The sequence below is a fragment of the Serratia sp. CY74737 genome (assembly GCF_052166775.1).
Taxonomy (GTDB): domain Bacteria; phylum Pseudomonadota; class Gammaproteobacteria; order Enterobacterales; family Enterobacteriaceae; genus Serratia; species Serratia ureilytica.
Genome location: NZ_JBJNOF010000014.1, coordinates 158,337 through 179,379, shown reverse-complemented (window position 1 = coordinate 179,379; position 21,043 = coordinate 158,337). Strand labels below are relative to the sequence as shown.

Genomic DNA, 21,043 nt, shown 5'->3' with positions numbered 1-21,043 from the left:
GCTACTGATCAGCTCCAATTATATCAGGAGTCGCTATGAAAGCACTACAGATACCCGTCACGCTGTTTATCCACGCGAACGTTAGCCAGTACACCCAAGAGAAAATCTCCGTGTTCACCATGGATATGTCTCAGTACCCGGAATACGTGCTGCTGGAAACCCGCACAATCCACATCGACGTTAATCAGCCTGAACCGATCGACATCATCGGGAAACAGGTTGAAGCGTTGCAGCTGGAAAAAGCCCGTCTGGCCGACGCCACTTACAAACGCATTGCCGAGATCGACGATCAGGTGCAGCAGCTGCTTTGCATTGAGCACTGCCCTGTCGACGCCGACGAACTCCCGTACTGAGGGCGCGGCCATGGATAGCGAAATGGATAACCTAAAATCCGAGCTGGTGCTCTGGTATGGAGTCGATCCAGCAAGCCAGCGCGATCAGTTCGAAGCCGCGGCGACGCACGGCTATTCCGACGAGGCGATCGAAGTTTTCACCCACATCGACGGCACCGCCGCCGACACCCGCGACCGCCTGTTAATGGCCGTAATGATGGCGACGCCGGACACCCTGCAGCAGCGCCAGCGTGAGCTTTACAGCTGGTATTGCGACAACGTGAAAGCCGTAGCGCGCGAGAAGTTTTAACCCACCCCGGCGCCTGACCAGCGCCGATTTTTAACAGAGGAAAGACCAAAAATGCCTATCTACATTTCACTTTTTGAGCCGAAGAAAAAGGCCCAGGTTAATGGTGCCGTGCCGCTAGTGATCGCGTTGGAAGCGCCAAACAAGCGCGCAGCCGAAAGCATCGCCACTGGCAAACTGTACGAAGCCTACCCGGAGGGCGGCGACAACTTCTTCAATCCGAAAACTGTCGAAGATCAGACCGGTCACCCTCGCCCAGCCGTCGGTCAGTTTGATGAAAAGTTTGCCGCTGAGAACACTTTCGACGGCAACGCATGGACGCCAAAAGAGCCTGAGCCGGAAGTTCCACCCGGCCCGGTCGATTTGATGGCGCAGCCTGCGGATATTCGGATCGCCGCCGTCGTCATGTACTGCAACACCGAGATCGATAACCATCAACTGTCGATGGCTGCGGATTTCATCGACGACGAAGAAACCCCGGACGATACCGGCATGCGCGACCTGATCACTGGCCTGCAGTCGGTAAAAGCGGTCGGTGCAATGTCACCCGAGGCGATTTTGCGGCTGGCGCAGGCTGTCATTCAGAGCTTTGGGGATGATATGCCGTCGCATGACGATGTTGTCGAGTTTGCTCAGGCCTGGGTGGATAATCCGCGCGATCGCGAAAACCTTACTCAAACCAGCACCAGCACCGACAATGCCGGCGGCGCGGCCGACTACAACACCCTGAGCATGCACACGGCGTTATCGATCATGGGCGTTAATCCTGCAGAGGCGAAAGCGGCCGACGTGAAGAACGCCAAAGAGATTATCGCAAACCGCGATAACGCTTGGCGCGCGTGGGACAAAACGCTGCGTGTGATCGTCGGCATTCTCAACGTCGAAACCGACGTGCGCCATGGCATCATTTCCGACGGTCTGAAAAACCTCAAGCTGATCAGCGACGATGCAGAACGTCTGCACTTCGTGAAATCGCGCCTCGCTGGTCACACTGCATGCCCAGAGCTGGATTCCTACGGCAAGAACCCACCACCGGTATCAGTGGAAAATCTCGGCGGCGGCCGCTTCTCTATCGAAGGTCTGATCGGCAGCGGTGAGCAGCAGCATGCGGATCCAGACACGGCGCAATCTACCACCTCAAATCAGGGTGAAAAAACAGAAGTAGCGCAGCAGCAAGTTACCGACGCTGCGGCGGCGCAGGCCAAGCAGCAACTGGATCAGATGGGCTATGGCGTTTACGCCAACGCACCGGCGGAGAAATCCCCGCAACTGCAGCAGGAGGAAGAAAACGCCGACCGCGCCGAAGCGCTGGCGCAGCAGCTGAAAGCCGACGATTTCCAGCAGCGCGCCGCGCAGGTTGCGCAGGTGATCGCCGAGCAGCCAGCTGAGGCCCAGAAGAATCTCGATATCTGGAAGCGCGTTATGCGTACAGATCCTCGATATACGAAGCCGATCGAAGGGGCTGGCTATGTCGGTACCAGCATCAACAGCGAATACATGTTTATGCGCGCAACCGAAATTTTTGGCCCTATCGGTACGGGCTGGGGATTTGACATTGTAGAAGAGAAGATGATCGCCGGCGCACCAATGAGCGAGGCCGTATTCGAGGGCGGGAAAATTATTGGTAACCGCATTCTACGCGATGCAGACGGTTCTATCTTGTTCGAGCAGAACCACAGCCTACTGATCGAGTTTTGGTATGTTCTGAACGGCACCAAAGGCCGAGTTACGGCATATGGCGCCACGCCATATATGTACAAAACGAAGCGCGGTTTTATGGCTGACGGTGAGGTGATGAAAAAGAGCCTCACCGACGCGATCAAAAAGTCGCTGTCCATGCTGGGCTTCTCCGCCGACGTGTTCTTGGGTTGGCACGACCTGCCGGAATATCGCGAAGAAAACGCCACCGAGTTCGCGATCAGAAATGCCAGTGACAAGGCCGAAGACGTAACGCGCCTGCGTGAAGAACTGGACGAGAAGCTGGCAAAAGTCGCCGACACCATCACATCTGCTGTAACAGTCAACGAGGCCAGTAAGGTTCACGCCTCCATCGCTCGCGAGGTCGAAACGCATCGCAAGGCCGCTGAGGCAAAAGGCGATGCCGATCATGCCAAGTACCTGGCCGGCCGCCTGCGCCGCCTCACCGCACTGAAAGATGAACGTATCGCCGCATTGTCCGAGGAGAAAGCATGATGAGCACTACCGCCATTGCATTAGCAGCTGATTACGCCAAGTTGCACGAACTGGTCGAAACCTCCGACGATCTGACGCCGGAGATGATCGCCGACACGCTTGAAGGTATTGAAGGGGCGCTCGGCGACAAGCTGGACGCCGCTTTTATCCACGTTCGCAATATCGAGGGGCAGGCCGACACGCTGACGGCGGAAATCAAACGCCTGACCGACCGTAAAAAGTCATTCGAGAACCGCGCTAAGTCGATCCGCAAGTATGTGCTGGCGTGCCTGCTGGCCAGCGGTCAAGGCTCAATTAAAACCACGGCGAACACCTTCACGGCGCGCAAAGGCTCCGCCAGCGTGGTGGTCGACAATGCCGACCTGCTGCCTGATGAACTGGTGACGGTGCAAACGGTGGTAGCGCCGGACAAGAAAGCCATCAAAGAGGCAATCGAGAACGGCGTGGAAGTCAAAGGCGCGCATATCGAAATCGGCGAACCGTCGCTGCAGGTGCGTTAATCATCCGGCCCCGGCGACGGGGCCAATACTGAGGATCTCACATGCTGAGAATGTACCTGGCCAAAGGCGATGCGGTGCACGTGACCTTCCCTGACGGTACCACCGGAATCATTGAGGCCGAGAGCCGCGGCGAGCTGGCTTTCCACTTCCCGCAATCTGTACGCCTGACACGCGAGAAAGAAGCCTTTAAAAAACCGATTACGCCTAATCAGAAATAACCACCCCCGCCATGTTTGCATTGTTGGAAACCACACAACGGGGAACAGCAATGCAACCATGGCAACCAGGCGCCCGCCTACTCTCTGATTTCGATATCAAGATCGGCCGGCTATCTGCCAGCGTCAGAAAAGCGACGCTGAGCGATGACGATATCGTCCGGGCGTGTCGTGTGACCGACGACGCAATCGCCCAATTACTGAAGCTGAAACTGAGGAAAGACCATGTCCAACAAATTGATCCAGGGGAGTTGCAATAGTCATCTTCCAAACACAATCAACAGCACTAGCCACGCCGTATTTTTGACCTTAGAGGAATGGTGCAATAGCACTTATCCTGGGAAAAAACCGTCATTGCAAACTCTTCAGCGCTGGGCTCGAAACGGCAATTTTTACCCGGCGGCTGAAAAACACGGGAAGCAATACAGGCTTGTACCTGGTGCCATATACATAGACCCAAGCGATCCTCGCTTAGGCAAAAAAATAAAAGAAGCTCGCAGCATCGAGCCAGCAAGAACAGCGTTTATGGAGAAAGTGATTAATGACTCGGCAAAGGGGGGAGTATGACATGAGACTGCCTAAAAACCTGACATTCCGCCGAAATCGGAACGCGTTCTACTGGCGCAATCCAGTCACCAAAAAGGAGATCTCTCTCGGTCAGATTTCGCGACGCGAGGCTATCGCCCAGGCGATTGAAGCCAACCACTATATCGAACAAAATTACTCTCCCGTTCTGCTCCTGGAGAAAATCAAGGGTAGCCACGAATACACGCTAAACGCCTGGCTCGATCGGTACGATGTCCTATTCAAGCGGCGAGAACTGGCCGAGAACACATACAAAGTGCGCGCCGGCCAAATTGCCATTATCCGGGAGCGCCTGGGCGACATGGTGCTGACAAAAATCACGACACGCCATATCGCCGAATTTCTCGAGTTTTGGATCGCCCAGAACAAAAAGACAATGGCCGCAACCATGCGATCGGTGCTGTCTGATATTTTCCGCGAGGCGATCGTGGAAGGTCACATCGAAAACAACCCTGTGACCCCTACCCGCGCGGCGAAAGCTGTCGTGATGCGCGAACGTCTGGAACTGAAGCAATACGGGCCGATTCGAGAGGCCGCGGAAACAATGCCGCCTTGGTTCTGCCTGGCGATGGATCTCGCTCTGGTCTCCGGCCAGCGCCGCGAGGATCTGACACAAATGCGCTTTAGCCATATCGTTGACGGCCGCCTGCAGGTTGAACAAGGCAAAACGGGGGCTTTGCTCTCCCTCCCCCTTGATCTTGAACTGAAATGCATGGGCCTGCGGCTTGGCGCCGTTATCGACCGATGCCGATTGGTCAGCACGACTGACTTCATGATCAGCGCCGGCATCAGGAAAAATAGCCCAGATGGCTCGATCCACCCCGACGGGCTAACGAAAAAATTTGTCGCCGCGCGGAAAGCATCAGGTTTGGAATTTCAGGAAAGCCCGCCGACGTTCCACGAGATCCGAAGCCTGTCCGGCCGCCTGTACGAAAAGCAGAACGACAAGGCATTTGCTCAAAAGCTGCTGGGACATACAACGGAAATGATGACGCTGAAATATCTTAAAACGAGGGGGAAAGAGTACGTGATGCTGTAAAAGACCGAATATCAAAATTCGGACATATTTCGGACATTTTCGGACAAACGAAAATAAACCCTTTAAAATCAACAACTCAAAAAAAGACCGAATACGATTCCTATATTCGGTCTAGGGAAATGGCTCTTGGGAGAGAGCCGTGCGCTAAAAGTTGGCATTTAATGCAGGGCTTGTTCAGCCGTGCACTTTAAGAGTAGCCTACCGCGCCAGTTTTGCCAGCCGCCCGGCGGCCGCGTGATAGTTTCGTGACGAAATAACTATGCGGCAAATGCGCATCAATCTGCGCGCGCTGGGCAAGGCGTTGGCAAACAAGCGGTTAGTCAGCGCACAGCTTCTCGGCGCGTTCGATAAACGGCGCCATGCTCATTTTCTTCCCCGGTTCAGCGGGATCGTCCAGCAGGATCACGTCCAGCGGTTGCGCGCGCTGATGGCCCTTCTTCACCTGCTGCTCCGCCGCGTCGTTGAGCGGGTATTGCATCAGGGTGCTGTTATTCAGCACGAACAGCGCGCCGCCGCTGCGGCACTGCAGCGTCACCTCTTCCTTGGTGAACGCCCACTGTTTGCCGTACTCCAGTTTGGTGATGTTAACCAGTTTGTCTGCCGCCAGCGCGCCGGTCGCGGTTGCCAGCAGCGTAATGCCGAGTAATACCGATTTCATGTGATGGCCTTAAGGTTGCTATTCGCGTCGATTTTCCCGCAGCTTGCCGGCCTGCGGCAAGCTGAAATGTCAAACCGGCGCATAGGTTGCAAATAAACTGACCAGCAGCAGCACCGCCATCCCCAGCCCGACTTCGAGCCAGCAGGCCAGCACCACCCCGCGCTGCGCCAGCGCCGGTACGCGGCTCATCGCCGGCACGATGGCGTAGCGATTGGCCAGCGCCACCATCACCATCAGCGCCACCAGCGCGGTTTTGATCAGCAGCAGGCGCTGATAAGGCGAGCTGAGATTAAGCGGCCAACCGCCGAGTATGATCAGGCTGTTGACGATGCCGGTGACGATCACCGCCGCCACCGCCAGGTGCCCCCAGCGCGAGAAACGGATCAGCGTGGTGATGGCGTCGCTGCGCCACTGCGGCGGCTGCAGGTAGCGCAGGCAAACCAGCAGCGGCGCCAGGCTGCCGAACCAGTAACCGGCGGCCAGCAGGTGCGCCGCATGGTTGGCGCGGTGCAGCGCACCCAGCGTGCCTTCGTGCATCGCCGCGTGGCCGATAAACGCCAGGCTCACCAGCAGCAGCGCCGAACACAGCGCCAACGCCTGCGCGCGCGACCGTTCCGGCAGCAGCAGGCTCAGGATCGCCAGCAGCGACAGGCCCAGATGCCAGCGCCACACTTCGCCGAAGGTGGTGCCGAGCACCGCCCACCAAACCTCCAGCCGCCAGGCGTCTTGCCAACCGTCGCCCATCTGCCCGGCCTGAATGGCCAGCAGCGCCACGGCGGAAAGCCCGGCAATCCAGGTGCCGGCAAGCAGCAGCGGACGCACATCGCGGGAGAGGATCGGGGAAAGGCGCTGCGGTGCCAATAAGGCGGTGAACAGACTGATGCCAAACATCAGCATCACCGCCGCAAAGTGCACCAAGCGACACAGAACGAACAGGGTCGCCAAACTCACGATCAGTTTACGGTGAAGCTGTACTGGCCTTTGGTTTTATGCCCGTCGACCGAAACCACATGCCAGCTGACGTTGTATTTGCCCGCGCTCAGCTCGCCTTCGATCGGCACGTTGACCTGGGTGTTGTTGTTCGGATCGAGCTGCAGCTTGCCGGTTTTCACCACGGCGTTATCCGGGCCGGTGATTTTCACGCCGCTGAAGTTCGGCTCGATGCCTTCGGAGAAGCTGAGAGTCAGCGCCTTCGGCGCCGGGCTGACGCTGGCGTCGGCCTTCGGCGTTTCCACTTTCAGGTGAGCGTGCGCCAAGGCTTGCTGTGAAGACAGGCCAACGAACAGGACGAAAACGGTGGAAAGCAGGCGACAGGAGGAACGAATTTTACCGATCACAGTGGTATCCCTTAACAATATAAAGAGGGTCATAAGGGTTAAGGCCACAGCCAAGGCGATGTATCAGCGGCCCCAACCCACCGCAAATGATTGCGCCACGGGTAAACAGAAAAACGGGTTGTATCGGCTAACCCGCTGTTTTGACTCTACCATCCCTGTAGCGTATCGCGGTAAATCATAACGAGCACGCCTCAGCAAGTCGAGCGCATCACTGGCATTTTGCGATCCGGCAGCACGTATCGCCGCATAACCGCGATAAACGCAGGGTAAAAAAAACCGCGCGTCGGGTTTGCCCCGCGCGCGGTTTTTCAATGTTCAGTCAGGGATCAGGCCTGGCCGTTGCCGCCCTGGCCCATCGCGCCCATTTTCTTCAGGTCTTTGTCGATGAAGAACAGGCCTTTGCCGCTGGTGCCCACCAGCGCCAGCTTATCCAGCACGGATTTGAACAGTTTCTCTTCTTCGTGCTGCTCCGCCACGTACCATTGCAGGAAGTTGAAGGTGGAGTAATCGTGAGAGGACATTGCCGCGTGCGCCAGCTCGTTGATCTGACGGGTGATCAGCTTCTCGTGTTCGTAGGTCTGTTCGAACACGTCCGCCAGCGACTCAAACGCCACCGGCGGGGCCGCGATGGTGCCCAGCAGCGGCAGAGAGCCGGTATCGCTCAGGTAGTCGAACAGACGTTGCATATGCTGCATCTCTTCCTGAGAGTGCTCTTTAAGAAATGCGGCGGCGCCTTCAAAGCCTTTGTCGCTGCACCATGCGCTCATCTGCAGATACAGGTTGGCGGAGTAGAACTCCAGATTCAGTTGCTCATTCAGCTTTTGAGTCATTTCTTGCGTCAGCATAATCATTCCTTTTATTTTGCAGGTCATGAATTTAATTTCCGCGCATTATGCCCTGTCGCCGTAAAAATAAAAACACCTTATTTACATTCAAACCAAATCAATTACAAAAACAAATTATATCAATAAGTTAAAATATCATAAAATTATTGGTAATTAACATGAGAATTATTTAGATCTTTTATTTTAATCATAAAGCGAATCATTCTTATTTAAAAGAATAAATAGATTGCATTACTCTTGGATAAATATCGCCCGCCGCCGCGGCGCAACGGGCTTGCCAAGCGCCGCCGGGTGGATTACCTTCTGCGCAGGTTCAAAGCGGCAAAGTAAGTAAGGAGCATAGCGTGGGTTACAATCTGGCCGAGCTGTCTAAAGAAGAGATGGACCGGGTGAACGTGGATCTCGCCGCCTCAGGCGTGGCGTACAAAGAGCGTTACAACATGCCGGTGATCCCGGAAGTGGTGGAGCGCGAGCAGCCGGAGCCGCTGCGCGACTATTTTCGCGAGCGCGTGGCGCACTACCGCGCGGAATCCCACAAGTTTTCGCGTCTGCCTTACGAACCGAAGGCCAAATAACAAAACCCGCCGTTACGGCGGGTTTTTCGTGTCACTTGCCGGCGAACCGGTCGGTGGCGATCATCAGCTGGTGCAAAATGCCCGGTTCATCAAACGAATGCCCCGCCCCTTCCACGATATGCAGCTCCGCCTCCGGCCAGGCCTTGGCCAGATCCCAGGCGTTCTGCACCTGGCAGGCCATGTCATAGCGGCCGTGGACGATCACCGCCGGGATATGGCGGATCAGCGGCACGTTGCGCAGCAGTTGGTCATCGCTCTCCAGGAACCCCAAATGCGTGAAGTAGTGGTTTTCAATGCGGGCGAACGCCAGCGCGAAATCATCCTCGCCGAACGAAGCGGATTCACGGCTTGGCAACAGCGTCACCGTTTCCCCTTCCCACACGCTCCACAGTTTGGCCGCTTCGAGCTGCACCTGCGGATCGGCTGAAGTCAGCCGCTGCCGATAGGCGGCAATCACGTCTTTGCGCTCGTCATCCGACAGAATGGACAGCACGCGCTCCCACTTGTCCGGGAAGAAGCGCGAAGCGCCGTCCTGGTAATACCAATGCAGCTCCTGCTTGCGCAGGGTAAAGATGCCGCGCAGCACCATTTCACTGACGCGCTCCGGGTGGGTCTGCGCATAGGCGAGCGCCAGCGTAGATCCCCAGGAGCCGCCGAACACCAGCCACTGCTCGACGCCGGCCATTTCGCGCAGCCGCTCGATATCGGCCACCAAATGCCAGGTGGTGTTGTTGTCCAGACTGGCGTGCGGACGGGAGCGGCCACAGCCGCGCTGATCGAACAGCAATACCTTGTAGCGCTCGGGATCGAACAGCTGGCGATGATGCGCAGAGATGCCGCCGCCCGGCCCGCCATGAATGAAGACCGCCGGTTTACCGTTCGGGTTGCCGCTCAGCTCCCAGTAGATCCGGTGGCCATCCCCAGTGTCCAGCCAACCGCTGTCGTATGCCGCTAACGGCGGGTACAAACCTCGTAATTGTTCCATGGCGCTTTCCGTCTCTCTGTGAGTCATGCTTTCATCAAAGCGGAAGCCGCCCGGCAGGTCAACGGTAAAACCTGAAAACTCGAACGCGCGCCGGGAACTCGGCGCGCGTTTGCTCAAAATCGCAACGACCCGCCTGCAAAATGCCCACAGGCCCGATCGGTTGAGGGACACATTCGCCCCCCGGCGGGACTCAATTAGCCACCTTTACGCATATGCGGCTCGCGCATCTCCTGTGCGGTTTTCGCCTCGATGCTCAGTTCCGCCGTCGGGCGCAGCAGCAGGCGTGCCAAGCCGATGGGTTCGCCGGTTTCCCGGCAGTAGCCGTATTCGCCGTTCTGCAACCGCGCCAGCGCCGCATCGATTTTCGGCAGCAGGCGGCTTTCGCGATCCAACTGGCGGAACAACAGGCGCAGCTCTTCTTCGCGCGCCGCCTTGTCAGCTTCATCGCCCGTCGCTTCGCCGCTGTCGATCGCCTTCTTCAGCTCATCGATGTGCAACAGCAGTTTTTGCCGCTCATCCTGCAGCAGCTGGCGGAAAAAAGCCCGTTGAACCGAGTTCATGTAATCAGAATCCGGCATGGCCAGCAGTTGCTGCGCATCCGGTAATGTCATCACTGTCATTGCGTTCTCCGAACCCTAAAAGTGTAATATTATAACATAATAATCATTTTAAGCACCCGGTCATCCAAAAACAAAATTTCAAGTGCAAACAGCCGGTTACATACTACTTGCACTTTGTCGCTTGCATCCTGTCGGCTTTAGGCGGTTAATGGCTGAGCAAGCCACCCAATCATAGGTAACGAGAGGCCATCATGAGTAAGGGAATGGATAGCAAAAAAAATGCGAAGAAGAAGCCGTTGAAAACCCCAGCAGAGAAACGTGCGGAGAAACGCGCCAAAAAAGCGCATCCGTCTGGTGAGTAAGCGTCCTTCCATCCGTCATTAAACCCGCCAAGGCGGGTTTTTTATTGCCTCACTGGAGAGATGGCCAATGCCGTGCTTTACCCTCGCCGCAGCCCAATACCCCGCCGCTGCGGCCAATATCGCCTGCAACCTTGAACGTCACCTTGAATTTGTCGCGCAGGCAGCCGAACAGCAGGTGCAACTGCTGGTTTTTCCCGAACTGTCGCTAAGCGGCTATGAGCTGACCGATGCCGCCGAACTGGCGCTGACGCTGGACGATCCGCGTCTGCAACCGCTCGCTGCGGCGGCGCAATCGCATCAGATGACGATCATCGTCGGCGCGCCCTTGCGCAGCGGCCAGGCGCTGCATATCGCCGCCTTGATCTTTCACCCCAACGGCGCGGTGGCCGCCTATACCAAGCAACATCTGCACGGCGCGGAACAACAACGGTTCTTGCCCGGTAATGGCGGCACGCTGCTGGAAATACATCGGCAACGCATCGCGCTGGCTATCTGCGCCGACACCTCGCAACCCGGCCACGCAAGCGCCGCCGCGCTGGCGGGTGCGCAGATTTATGCCGCCGGCGTGCTGGTATCTGAAGCCGGTTACGCGAAAGACAGCGCCGCGCTGGCAGGCTATGCCCGTCGTTATGGCATGGTCACGCTGATGGCCAACCATGCGGCGCCGACCGGAGGCTGGATCCCGGCAGGCCGCAGCGCCATCTGGAATGAAACGGGAGCGCTTTTGGTTGCCGCGCCGGATGACGCCCCTGGTCTTATCATCGCCGACAAGACCCGCGACGGTTGGCACGGCCGCCTGTGCCGGTTAAGCTGAAACCTGACGGCAACGCGGAGGAAAGCATGACGTTACGCGTAATAGATACCGAGACCTGCGGGCTGGACGGCGGCGTGGTGGAAGTGGCCTCCCTCGATCTGCTCGACGGCCAATTGACCAACCCGATGAGCGACCTGATCAGCCCGGACCGCCCCATCAGCCTCGACGCGATGGCGATTCATCACATCACCGAACAGATGGTGGAAGGCAAACCGCGCATTGCGGTGGCGATCGGCCGCTATCAGGGCAGCTCCTACTATGTGGCGCACAACGCCGCCTTTGATCGCGGGGTGTTGCCGGAGATGAACGGCGCCTGGATCTGCACCCTCAAGCTGGCGCGTACGCTGTATCCGGACATCAAGTACGGCAACCAGTATCTGCGCTACGCGCTGAATCTGGACGTGCAGCTGCCGGCAGACGCCACGCTGTACCCGCACCGCGCGCTGTATGACTGCTACGTGACCGCCGCGCTGCTGCAACGCATCATCAAAGATTCGGGCTGGACGCCGGAGCAAATGGTGCAGATCACCGAACAGCCGGTGCTGCTGAAGAAGTTCAAGTTCGGCAAATATCGCGGGCAGGAGATCGATCGCATCGCCCAGGAAGATCCTGGCTATCTGCGCTGGATGCTGAAATCCATCGACGATCTGAGCCCGGACATGAAACACACGCTGAAATACTATCTGATTGGCTAACACAGCGGGCGGCGCAGGCCGCCCGCCGCACGCCGTTATTCCGCCAGCGCCAGAATGAAGGCGTACTCCAACGCAATATCCTCATAGGCCTTGAAGCGGCCGGATTTGCCGCCGTGGCCGGCATCCATGTCGGTATACAGCAGCAGCTGTCGATCGTCGGTTTTCAGCTCGCGCAGCTTGGCCACCCACTTGGCCGGCTCCCAATACTGCACCTGCGAATCGTGCAGGCCGGTGGTCACCAGCAGATGCGGGTACTCCTGCGCTTTCACCTGATCGTACGGGCTGTACTGCTTGATGTAGTCGTAATAGGCCTGCTCGTTCGGGTTGCCCCACTCGTCGTATTCGCCGGTGGTCAGCGGAATGGACTCATCCAGCATGGTGGTCACCACGTCGACGAACGGCACCTGCGCCACCACGCCGTGGAACAGCTGCGGCGCCTGGTTGATCACCGCGCCCATCAGCAGGCCGCCCGCGCTGCCGCCCATCGCGAACACTCGCTTGCCGTCGCCGTACCCTTGGGCGACCAGCGTTTCGGTCACGTCGATAAAGTCGTTGAAGGTGTTCTGCTTGTTGAACAACTTGCCGTCTTCATACCACAGCTGCCCCAGCTCGCCGCCGCCGCGAATGTGCGCCAACGCGAACACGACACCGCGATCCAGCAGGCTCAGGCGGCTGGCGCTGAACGCTGGATCCATGCTGCTGCCGTAAGAGCCGTAGCCATACACCATCAGCGGGTTGGCGCCGCGCTGGAAGCTGTCCTGGCGATACACCAGCGAAACCGGCACCTCGACGCCGTCGCGCGCCTTCACCCACACCCGCTCGCTGCGGTAGTTGTCCGGCGTGAAATTCTTCACTTCCTGCTGTTTGAGCATCGTCCGCTCGCCGCTGTCCATGTTCAGCTCGTACAGCGTGGTCGGGGTGGTCATCGACGAATAGCCGTAGCGCAGCAGCGCGGTTTCCGGATCCGGGTTATACGCCAGCCAGGTGGTGTAAGTCGGATCGTCGAAGGCGATGCGCTTCTCTTCGCCGCTTTGCCAGTGGATCTGGCGCAGCAGCGTCAGGCCGGCATTGCGCTCTTCGACCACCAACCAATCACGGAACAGGCTGAAGCCCTCCAGCATCACGTCGGCGCGCGGGGCGATCAGCGTCTGCCACTGCGCTTCGTCCGCCTGCTCGCTCTGGTACAGGCCGAAGTTCTTGCCGTCCTTGTTGGAGCGGATATAGAAATGCTGGTGATAGTGATCGATGGCGTACTCGTGATCCTTGCGCCGCGGCACGAACAGCTGCGGCTTGGCATCCGCCCGATCGGCATCCAGCAGCAGGATCTCCGAGGTGGTGGTGCTGCTCAGGTGGATCAGAATAAAGCGCTCGGAGGTGGTCTTCTCCAGCCCGACGTAGAAGGTATCGTCCTGCTCTTCGTAAATCAGCTCGTCCTGCTGCGGATCGCTGCCGACTACGTGGCGATAAACCTGATACGGCAACAGCGTCTTGGCGTGCTTGCGCACGTAGTACACCGTCGAGGAATCGTTGGCCCACTCGAAGCTGCCGGAGGTGTTTTCCAGCACTTCGTCGGCCCAGCTGCCGTCGGCCAGGTTCTTGAAACGAATGTCATACTGGCGGCGCGACAGGAAATCCTCCGCCACCCCCAGACGCTGATTGTCGGGGCTGACGTCCAGCCCGCCCAGGGTGTAAAACTCGTGGTTCTCGGCGCGTTGGTTGCCGTCGATAAGCACATCCCACTGCTCGCTCTCGGCCTGCGGCTGGCGCACATAAATCGCGTATTCGTTGCCCGGCTCATAGCGCGTCTGATAGCGATAGCCGTGGCGCACGTAAGGCACCGAATGTTCCTGCTGCGGGATGCGCGCCACCATCTCTTCGTACAGGGCTTCGCGCAGCGCCTGCTGCGGCTTCAACATCGCATCGGTGTAGGCGTTCTCCGCCTGCAGGTAGTCCAGCACCTGACGGTCTGCGCGCTCATCGTCGCGCAGCCAGTAGTAGTCATCCACGCGCGTATCGCCGTGGATAGTGATGGGATAAGGCCGTTTTTCCGCTTTCGGTGGGGTCATCATTGCTAAATCATCCGCTTACATAGATTGCGGCAAGAGTGACACGATTCCCCCCGGCTTGCCAAGCGGCGCTATGCCAGCTCGCGCTTTTTCTCGTTGACGTCGCTCTCGATGCCCTGCTTGACGTCCGCCGGGATCTTCAGCGCCTGCGCCAGCGCATCAAGATAGCCGCGCTCCATAAAGTGATCGACGTCGATCACCAGGCAACTCAGGTAATAAACCTCCAGCGCCTCGTCTTCGTTTTGCACGCTGCGGGCGATTAACGCCGGGTTGAGCGGCTGGTCGAGCGCTTCCTGCACCCAGCCCTGCGCCTCTTCCCCCACCTGCAGCTGCGCCAGGCTGTGATCGATGGCGCGCTGCTCGTCGGCATCGATATGGCCGTCGCTTTTGGCGGCGAACACCAGCGCCTGCACTAAACGCTTGGCGCGCAGATCCACCGGCGTGGTTTGCAAACCGAACTGCGGTTCGTCCTGATGGGTCTCTTTCAGCCGCTGCTTGTACTTGTTCCACAGCACCGCGCCCACCGCCGCGCTGCCGCCGATAATCAGCGCATTCTTGCCGAACTTACCCACCAGCTTGCGCGAAGATTTGTTGGCCAACAGCACACCGACCAGGCCGCCCAGCGCCGTGGGCGCCAGCAGTTTGCCGATGCCTTCTGCCCCGCCCATCGCGCCGGCCTTCTGCCCGATCAACGTTTGAATCTGCTGCATCCAGTTACTTTTCATCATCTACCCCTTGCGTGAGAAAACGCGGCGCGCAAGCGCGGCCGAACCGACGGTAAACCGCCAGATTAGGGGATCTTTTGTCAATTTACGTCTGGGGGATGCAAACCTGTGTTTAGCGGGCCGGGCGGCCCGCCTGGATGGCTGCGGCGTTACGCGTCTTCGTCGCCCGCTTCATCGTCCTGCTCGTACTCGGCCAGCTCGTCGCGCATCGCCTGGAGGGCGTCGCGGGTCATCAGCGCCAGCGTGCGGTAGAAACCGGTGGTGGCGTGCGCTTCCACTTTGCCGAGGAAGCGGCCGCACCACGGCAGCAGGAACTCGTCGAACAGCGCGATCTGCGCCTGCGCTTCATCTTCCTGCGACTGATCTTCCAGCCAGGACGCCGCCAGCAGCAGCTGGCCGAAATGGTCGGCCGGCGCCTCAGCCAGCGGCATGCCGCGCTGCTGCAGGAAGGCGCGCACTTCAGCCTCGCTTGCGCCTTCGACATAGTCGGAGCGGAACGGCGGCACGCTGCATTCGCTGCCGACGAACATCGCATTGAAGTCGGTCGCCAGTTGGTTGACGTCGCCGCCCTGCTGCAGGCGCTTGAGCAGGTCATCCTGCTCCAGCGGCCAGTGCTGCTGCAGCTTGCCCTCTTTAATCAGCGCGAACAGCGGCACCAACAGCGGATCCTGCGGCTGGCGGTAGAACAGCGTACCCAGCACGCGGCAGACAATCGAAAACTCATTCATGATAAAGCCTTATTCAATACGGAAAATTTTGCCGGGACGATGTCACAAATCGGCCAATTCCGCAATCGCCGGCTTGCCGCGCCGCTCGAGAAAATCCAGCAGTCGGCGCGGGCTGACGTTGAGAATGCGCTCCTGCGGGAAGCCCACCTCTTCGATAATGCGCTCGCAGTGCTCAAAGTTACCCAGCGAAAAGGCGACGTGCGAATCCGAGCCCAGCGCCAGCCAGCCGCCGGCGTCGCGCACCGCGGCGGCGATCGCCCGACAGTTGGCCTCGCTGCCCTTGCGGGAGTGGGTGAACGACGAGTTATTCAGCTCCAGCGCCACCTCGTATTTGGCCGCCGCCGCCGCGACGGCGGGAATGTCGATCGGGTAACGCGGGTTGCCGGGGTGGCTGATGATATGCACGTCTCCCTGCGCCATCGCGGCGATCATCGCTTCAGTATTGGACGCTTTATCCTGCGGCGCAAACACCGGCTCATGGAAACCGGCGATGATCACGTCGGTGGCCGTCAGCATCGGGCCGGTGCAGTCGATGTCGCCCTGCAGGTTTTTGATGTTGGCTTCGATACCGCGCAAAATGCCCACGCCGTTCACCCGGCGCGGCCAAACGTGCATGTTCATAAAGTGCCAGTAGTGCGGCGCATCGGCCATGTCCGGGCCGTGATCGGTGATGGCGAACAGCTGGATGCCCTTCTGCCGGGCTTCGGCGATGTAATCGTACAGCGTGCTGTAAGCGTGCGTGCTGGCGACGGTGTGCATATGCAAATCAACGGGATACATTGTTTCTCCTTCCAGAGGGCCTGCCCGCAGCGGTGCGGGCGGGCGCGATGACGGTGTCAGCTTATCAGTTACCGAACGGCGGCTGAAGGATCAGTACCCCCGTTGCCTGTCGACCACGCCGGCAGGGGTATGCCCCGCCTCCAGCGCGCGAATGTTGGCGGCGATCTGATCCATCGCCTGCTGCGGCAACGTGATGGCAGCAATATGCGGGGTAATGGTGACACGCGGATGACGCCAGAACGGGTGATCCTGCGGCAGCGGCTCGCGGGCGAACACGTCCAGCGTGGCGGCGGCCAGTTGCCCCTGCTCCAGCGCCGCCAGCAGATCGGCTTCCACCAGGTGCGCGCCGCGCGCGATGTTGATGAGATAGGCGCCCGCGCTCAACTGCGCGAACAGCTCGCGGTTGAGGATGCCGACGGTCTCCGGCGTATTGGGCAGCAGGTTGATCAGCAGTTTGACGCCGTCGAGGAAGGCCGCGCGCTGAGCCTCCCCGGCGAAGCTTTGCACGCCGTCAATCTGTTTGGCGCTGCGGCTCCAGCAGCGCACGCTAAAGCCAAACTCGGTCAGCTTGCGCGCCACGCTCTGCCCCAGCACGCCGGCGCCAAGGATGCCGATGGTGAAATCATCCAGCGAGTGCGGATCGAGCGGTTGCCATTCCTGCCGCTGCTGCAACGCCTGATACTCGTCGAAACGGCGGAAATAGCGCAGTACATAGCTCAGCGCATATTCCTGCATCTGCTGCGCCATGCCGGTATCCTCCAGCCGCAGCAGCGGCACGCCGGCGGGCAGCGTGCCGGGGTGTTTGCGCTCCTGATCGAGAATGGCGTCGACGCCGGCGCCGAGGGCGAACACCGCTTTCAGATCGCGGCGGTTGGCTAACATCTCGTGCGGCGGGCGCCATACCAGCGCGTAATCCGCCGGCCGCTCGTCGCCGCGCTGCCATTCGCGGATCTCGGCCTGCGGCAGGCGTTGCTTGATGCCGGTCAGCCATTCCTGGGCGTTAAATAAGGGATGGTAATAGATGATGTTCATACTGCGGGCTCCCGTTTGTTTTTATTGGTTTTCCTTCAGCCTTCCGCGATTCATCGCCGGATGCAAGCGTTAAAGCCCAAAATAAAAACAGCCCCGACCAGTGGGGCTGTTGTGCATGTGCGCAAAATCAGGCGGCAGACGCGCCGTCGCGCCGGATAAGACGCCGCAACAGCGGAATTAAAATCAGCATCGCCACGCCGACGCCCGTCGCCCCCCAGCCCAGCGCGCTGAAGATTTCGCTGTAGCCGGGATTGGTTTGCAGCGGCGTACTGCCGCTGTTTTCCGGCATCAAGCCGGATACGTAGCCCGCCAACACCGAAGCGACGCCGGTCACCATCATCCAGCAGCCCATCATCACGCCCTGATAGCGCGGCGGCGCCAGCTTGCCGATCATCGCGTAACCGATCGGCGAGATCATCAATTCACCGACGCTTTGCAGCACATAGCTGATGACGATCCATTTAAACGCCACCAGCCCGTCGCCGCCCGCCATGCTGATGCCCAGCGGCAATACCAGCATGCCGAGCCCGATGCAAAACAGCGATCCGGAGAACTGCAGCGGAATGTCGATGTTGCAGCCGCGGGCGCGCAGGCGGTTGAACCACCAGGCCAGCAGCGGGCCGCCCACCACGATCACCAGCGTGTTGATGTTCTGGATCCACTGCGGTGCCACCTGAATGCCGTAAACGTTCAGATTGATGTTGTGCTCGGAGAACAGCATCAGCCCCATCGGCGCCAGCTGATACAGTGCCCAGAACACCAGCGACCCCAGCGCCAGGATCAGATAGGCCGCCATTCTGCGGCGCTCATCGCGCGGATGGTGGCGCAGCGTCACGACGCACAGCATCAGGAAGATCAGCGCGCCGAGCACGATCACGAAATGGCCGCTGAACTCGGCATGGGTCAGCATCACGCGGATAATCGGCACCAGCGCCACCAGCACCGCCAACCCGACCAGCATGCGCCAGCGGTATTGGCTGCGGCTGGCGTCGTGGAGCGGCGTATTGAGATCGGCCAGAATGCGCCAGCGACAGACGGCGACGATGATCGCCGCCGCGTTGCCCAGCGTGGCGAACAGGAACAGCGCGCGATAATTTTCCGTCAGTTGGAAATACCCGGCCACGGTAAAGCCAACGAAGAACCCGAGGTTCATGCCGGCGTAATTCCACAGGAACGCCGATTCGCGCCGATCATCGTCCGGTTTGAAACGCTGGGTGAGCATCATATTGATGCAGGTCACGTTGAGGCCGCTGCCGGTCAGGAACATCGCCAGCCCCCAGTACAACCCCCACACGCCCGCGACGGCAATCAGCGCGCAGCCGAACACCTGCAGCACCATACCGAGCACGAACAGGTTGCGGTTGCTGAGGAAACGGCCGCCGAGATAGCCGCCGAACATGTGCAGGCCATAGTTGAAGGCGCCGAACACGCCCATCATGACATTGGCGCTGCTTTCGTTGAAACCCAATCGCTTGGTGGCGTACAGCACCAGCGTGGAATAGAGCACGGCGAAACCCAGCGTGGCGAAGATCTGGATGAAGAACAGCGCCCCCGCGCCGGGGGGAATGGCATGGCGCGCTTGCGGCGCCGGCATGGCATCTGAAGGAGTCAAAACGAACCTCTACTGCATTATTATGTAATGAGTCTGTCCCTGTCTGCGGTATCGCCGGCCTGTCACCCGGCAATCTGCGCGGCGACGTGATGTTCCTTGCCAAAAACGCCGCGCCGACATGATTCCATTTAGCGACACATCTGACTAATAATCCAGTATTAATGCATATAACAGCAAACAACCTCACCTCAATGGCGAGATATTGAGCTATCTGTACAGAAAAAAGTCAAACAATCGGCTTTCACGCATTTTGCTCGCTGCCGCCCTGTCCGCCGGCGGCCGAGAGTCAGGATATCGTTCGGTAAATCAGCAAATTGCTGCAAGTTTGGCTAAACAGTCATGAGAATGAAATAAGAGGGTTGACGCTGAGATCAGATTCTCCTACATTAGCGCCCGTCGACAGCGCAAGGCGTTATCGGCAACAAAACGGTGAGGTGTCTGAGTGGCTGAAGGAGCACGCCTGGAAAGTGTGTATACGCGAAAGTGTATCGAGGGTTCGAACCCCTCTCTCACCGCCAAATTCAAAGAGAAAGCCTGGATTCGCGTCCAGGCTTTTTTTTTGCATGGTGCACCGCCGAGAGGGGTGAGAAGCCCCGACAGGGTTCGACAAAACGCCCGCGTTTTGGACCGCCAACGGCGGCCCGCCGCGAACGCCTCCCGCCTTACGCTACCGAGGTTCCCCTTTTTCTCGGTTCTCCTCGAACCGCCTCTCTGATTTTCTCGCCCTTTCATGACTTCTGACGTGTAGTTCGCCGCAGTTTTCAACAAAGTGAACACGGCTTGAGCGGACAAGCAAAAACACAGAAATTATTCTTGACCGGATCGGCCCCACTCCCTATAGTAGCGCCCCGTTGCAGCGATGATTTCGCAACAAAAAAATATGGTGAGGTGTCCGAGTGGCTGAAGGAGCACGCCTGGAAAGTGTGTATACGCGAAAGTGTATCGAGGGTTCGAATCCCTCCCTCACCGCCATATTCTACGAAGAAGCCTGAACTCGCGTTCAGGCTTTTTTGTTTGCATAGCGCATCGACCGGGAGGGTGAGAATCCTCAACAGGGTTCGACAAAACGCTCGCGTTTTGGACCGCCAACGGCGGCCCGCAGGGTGAGCGTAGCGAATCTATCCCTCCCTCACCGCCATATTCTACGAAGAAGCCTGAACTCGCGTTCAGGCTTTTTTGTTTGCATCGCGCACCGACCGGGAGGGTGAGAATCCTCGACAGGGTTCGACAAAACGCCCGCGTTTTGGACCGCCAATGGCGGCCCGCAGGGTGAGCGCAGCGAATCTATCCCTCCCTCACCGCCATATTCTAACGAGAAAGCCTGAGCGAAAGCTCAGGCTTTTTTGTATGTATATCGCACCGATCGGGAGGGTGAGAACCCTCGACAGGGTTCGACAAAACGCCCGCGTTTTGGACCGCCAAGGCGGCCGCAGGGTGAACGCAGCGAATCAATCCCTCCCTCACCGCCATAAAAAAAGCCCGAACGCAAATTCAGGCTTTTTTATTCCCACTGCCAAACCGCTCAGTGGTGCGTGCATCTCACCGCCGTCGGCTGCGCCAGTGCGCGGCGCCAGTCCCCCGGCGTTTGGCCGAACTGGCGTTTGAAGCTGCGGTTGAACGACTGCTGTGAGTCGAAGCCGAGCGAGATCGCCACGCTGACGATCGGTTCGCCGCTGTTGGCCAGGCGCTCCGCCGACACCTTCAGTTTTTGCATGCGGATATACTCCCCCAACGCATAGCCGGTCTGGCGCTTGAACATGCGCTGCAGATGCCATTTGGAGTAGCCCGCGCGGTCCGCTACGGTGTTGATATCCAGTTTTTCTTCCAGATTGTTGTCGATCCACGTCTTCAAATCGGTAATGAAACCCGTCGTGTTCATGCTGATGCTCCCATCATGTCGGCAGGGTCCCCCTCTGCCCAGTGCGCATACGTTGCAACAGTTTCGCTTTAAATGCAATTTTTATTATTGCATTTACCAGAAAGCCGCCTCTATACTCCACCCAATTAATGTAACCGATATTGATACATTAATGTGACACCAATATGTTTCAAAACCTAACGTTGCGCCATGACAAGGCGCGGCGCCCCTTCCGCCGAA

24 protein-coding genes, 2 tRNA genes and 3 other RNA genes are annotated in these 21,043 nt (G+C 58.6%); 16 read left to right on the top strand and 13 right to left on the bottom strand.

Annotation, left to right across the window (positions count from 1 at the left end):
• The first annotated feature begins 35 nt into the window (after positions 1-35).
• The 8 genes from ACJ8PE_RS19465 to ACJ8PE_RS19430 are packed head-to-tail and all read left to right on the top strand — an operon-like array spanning position 36 to position 5,171.
• Positions 36-353, top strand: coding sequence for a hypothetical protein (locus ACJ8PE_RS19465; RefSeq protein ID WP_060435313.1), 318 nt, complete (start codon positions 36-38; stop codon positions 351-353).
• A 22-nt stretch (positions 354-375) separates the two neighbouring features.
• Positions 376-642 (top strand): hypothetical protein, encoded by a 267-nt coding sequence (locus ACJ8PE_RS19460; protein WP_242490470.1) that lies wholly within the window; start codon positions 376-378, stop codon positions 640-642.
• A 51-nt stretch (positions 643-693) separates the two neighbouring features.
• The gene (locus tag ACJ8PE_RS19455; protein WP_442536834.1) at positions 694-2,832 is read left to right on the top strand and encodes a hypothetical protein; all 2,139 of its coding nucleotides are present in this window, start codon (positions 694-696) and stop codon (positions 2,830-2,832) included.
• Positions 2,832-3,332 carry a siphovirus Gp157 family protein gene (locus tag ACJ8PE_RS19450; protein ID WP_195880703.1) on the top strand — a complete coding sequence of 167 codons (501 nt, stop codon included), beginning with the start codon at positions 2,832-2,834 and terminating at the stop codon, positions 3,330-3,332. Before ACJ8PE_RS19455 ends, ACJ8PE_RS19450 begins: the two co-directional genes overlap by 1 nt.
• Before the next feature lie 41 nt (positions 3,333-3,373).
• Entirely contained in the window at positions 3,374-3,550 is a 177-nt protein-coding gene (locus tag ACJ8PE_RS19445; protein ID WP_168166355.1) for a hypothetical protein, read from the top strand.
• Positions 3,551-3,600: 50 nt separating this feature from the next.
• Complete coding sequence (locus tag ACJ8PE_RS19440; RefSeq protein ID WP_442536833.1) at positions 3,601-3,807, top strand: hypothetical protein; 207 nt, start codon at positions 3,601-3,603, stop codon at positions 3,805-3,807.
• Positions 3,773-4,114 (top strand): excisionase, encoded by a 342-nt coding sequence (locus tag ACJ8PE_RS19435; protein WP_080435747.1) that lies wholly within the window; start codon positions 3,773-3,775, stop codon positions 4,112-4,114. The genes ACJ8PE_RS19440 and ACJ8PE_RS19435 overlap by 35 nt, the downstream gene beginning before the upstream one ends.
• Complete coding sequence (locus tag ACJ8PE_RS19430; protein WP_060450651.1) at positions 4,089-5,171, top strand: tyrosine-type recombinase/integrase; 1,083 nt, start codon at positions 4,089-4,091, stop codon at positions 5,169-5,171. Before ACJ8PE_RS19435 ends, ACJ8PE_RS19430 begins: the two co-directional genes overlap by 26 nt.
• Before the next feature lie 316 nt (positions 5,172-5,487).
• Here the strand turns inward: ACJ8PE_RS19430 and ACJ8PE_RS19425 are convergent, their stop codons facing one another.
• The 4 genes from ACJ8PE_RS19425 to ftnA form a co-directional block, all read right to left on the bottom strand.
• A complete protein-coding gene (locus ACJ8PE_RS19425) occupies positions 5,488-5,829 on the bottom strand; it encodes a YebY family protein (protein WP_016928154.1) in 342 nt (113 codons plus the stop codon).
• A gap of 69 nt (positions 5,830-5,898) precedes the next feature.
• Complete coding sequence (gene copD / locus ACJ8PE_RS19420) at positions 5,899-6,780, bottom strand: copper homeostasis membrane protein CopD (protein WP_197792828.1); 882 nt, start codon at positions 6,778-6,780, stop codon at positions 5,899-5,901.
• Between the two features lie 2 nt (positions 6,781-6,782).
• The gene (gene yobA, locus ACJ8PE_RS19415) at positions 6,783-7,199 is read right to left on the bottom strand and encodes a CopC domain-containing protein YobA (RefSeq protein WP_046686875.1); all 417 of its coding nucleotides are present in this window, start codon (positions 7,197-7,199) and stop codon (positions 6,783-6,785) included.
• A 293-nt stretch (positions 7,200-7,492) separates the two neighbouring features.
• Positions 7,493-8,011 carry a non-heme ferritin gene (gene ftnA / locus ACJ8PE_RS19410; RefSeq protein WP_033642716.1) on the bottom strand — a complete coding sequence of 173 codons (519 nt, stop codon included), beginning with the start codon at positions 8,009-8,011 and terminating at the stop codon, positions 7,493-7,495.
• Positions 8,012-8,355: 344 nt separating this feature from the next.
• Between ftnA and ACJ8PE_RS19405 the strand changes: the two genes are divergently transcribed.
• Entirely contained in the window at positions 8,356-8,586 is a 231-nt protein-coding gene (locus ACJ8PE_RS19405; protein ID WP_033642715.1) for a DNA polymerase III subunit theta, read from the top strand.
• Positions 8,587-8,617: 31 nt separating this feature from the next.
• Here ACJ8PE_RS19405 and pip read toward each other — a convergent pair whose 3' ends face one another.
• Together pip and dksA are read right to left on the bottom strand one after the other, a co-directional pair.
• Positions 8,618-9,571 (bottom strand): prolyl aminopeptidase, encoded by a 954-nt coding sequence (pip, locus tag ACJ8PE_RS19400; protein ID WP_033644252.1) that lies wholly within the window; start codon positions 9,569-9,571, stop codon positions 8,618-8,620.
• A 194-nt stretch (positions 9,572-9,765) separates the two neighbouring features.
• Positions 9,766-10,191, bottom strand: a complete 426-nt coding sequence (gene dksA, locus ACJ8PE_RS19395) for an RNA polymerase-binding protein DksA (RefSeq protein WP_043141630.1) — start codon at positions 10,189-10,191, stop codon at positions 9,766-9,768.
• Positions 10,192-10,560: 369 nt separating this feature from the next.
• Between dksA and ACJ8PE_RS19390 the strand changes: the two genes are divergently transcribed.
• Positions 10,561-11,307 carry a carbon-nitrogen hydrolase family protein gene (locus tag ACJ8PE_RS19390; protein WP_197762140.1) on the top strand — a complete coding sequence of 249 codons (747 nt, stop codon included), beginning with the start codon at positions 10,561-10,563 and terminating at the stop codon, positions 11,305-11,307.
• 26 nt (positions 11,308-11,333) lie between these two features.
• Positions 11,334-12,002 (top strand): exodeoxyribonuclease X, encoded by a 669-nt coding sequence (gene exoX, locus ACJ8PE_RS19385; RefSeq protein ID WP_197792826.1) that lies wholly within the window; start codon positions 11,334-11,336, stop codon positions 12,000-12,002.
• Positions 12,003-12,037: 35 nt separating this feature from the next.
• Here exoX and ACJ8PE_RS19380 read toward each other — a convergent pair whose 3' ends face one another.
• From ACJ8PE_RS19380 to ACJ8PE_RS19355, 6 genes are all read right to left on the bottom strand, one after another.
• Positions 12,038-14,071 (bottom strand): S9 family peptidase, encoded by a 2,034-nt coding sequence (locus tag ACJ8PE_RS19380; RefSeq protein ID WP_047026280.1) that lies wholly within the window; start codon positions 14,069-14,071, stop codon positions 12,038-12,040.
• 68 nt (positions 14,072-14,139) lie between these two features.
• Entirely contained in the window at positions 14,140-14,793 is a 654-nt protein-coding gene (locus tag ACJ8PE_RS19375) for a tellurite resistance TerB family protein (RefSeq protein ID WP_197792825.1), read from the bottom strand.
• A 149-nt stretch (positions 14,794-14,942) separates the two neighbouring features.
• Entirely contained in the window at positions 14,943-15,521 is a 579-nt protein-coding gene (locus ACJ8PE_RS19370) for a TorD/DmsD family molecular chaperone (protein WP_033642710.1), read from the bottom strand.
• Positions 15,522-15,563: 42 nt separating this feature from the next.
• On the bottom strand, positions 15,564-16,301 hold the full coding sequence (locus tag ACJ8PE_RS19365; RefSeq protein ID WP_197792824.1) for a phosphatase: 738 nt from the start codon (positions 16,299-16,301) through the stop codon (positions 15,564-15,566).
• 90 nt (positions 16,302-16,391) lie between these two features.
• Positions 16,392-17,333, bottom strand: coding sequence for a glyoxylate/hydroxypyruvate reductase GhrA (gene ghrA / locus ACJ8PE_RS19360; protein ID WP_046686868.1), 942 nt, complete (start codon positions 17,331-17,333; stop codon positions 16,392-16,394).
• 127 nt (positions 17,334-17,460) lie between these two features.
• Positions 17,461-18,927, bottom strand: coding sequence for a peptide MFS transporter (locus ACJ8PE_RS19355; RefSeq protein ID WP_197792863.1), 1,467 nt, complete (start codon positions 18,925-18,927; stop codon positions 17,461-17,463).
• 446 nt (positions 18,928-19,373) lie between these two features.
• Between ACJ8PE_RS19355 and ACJ8PE_RS19350 the strand changes: the two genes are divergently transcribed.
• The 5 genes from ACJ8PE_RS19350 (at position 19,374) to ACJ8PE_RS19330 (ending at position 20,414) form a co-directional block, all read left to right on the top strand.
• Positions 19,374-19,463: transfer RNA gene (locus ACJ8PE_RS19350), tRNA-Ser, on the top strand.
• 364 nt (positions 19,464-19,827) lie between these two features.
• Positions 19,828-19,917, top strand: a tRNA-Ser gene (locus ACJ8PE_RS19345).
• Between the two features lie 46 nt (positions 19,918-19,963).
• Positions 19,964-20,083, top strand: a non-coding RNA gene (locus tag ACJ8PE_RS19340) — RtT sRNA.
• 46 nt (positions 20,084-20,129) lie between these two features.
• A non-coding RNA gene (locus ACJ8PE_RS19335) (RtT sRNA) lies at positions 20,130-20,249 on the top strand.
• A 47-nt stretch (positions 20,250-20,296) separates the two neighbouring features.
• Positions 20,297-20,414, top strand: a non-coding RNA gene (locus ACJ8PE_RS19330) — RtT sRNA.
• A gap of 53 nt (positions 20,415-20,467) precedes the next feature.
• Here the strand turns inward: ACJ8PE_RS19330 and ACJ8PE_RS19325 are convergent.
• On the bottom strand, positions 20,468-20,824 hold the full coding sequence (locus tag ACJ8PE_RS19325) for a helix-turn-helix domain-containing protein (RefSeq protein WP_033642706.1): 357 nt from the start codon (positions 20,822-20,824) through the stop codon (positions 20,468-20,470).
• Positions 20,825-21,043 lie beyond the last annotated feature (219 nt).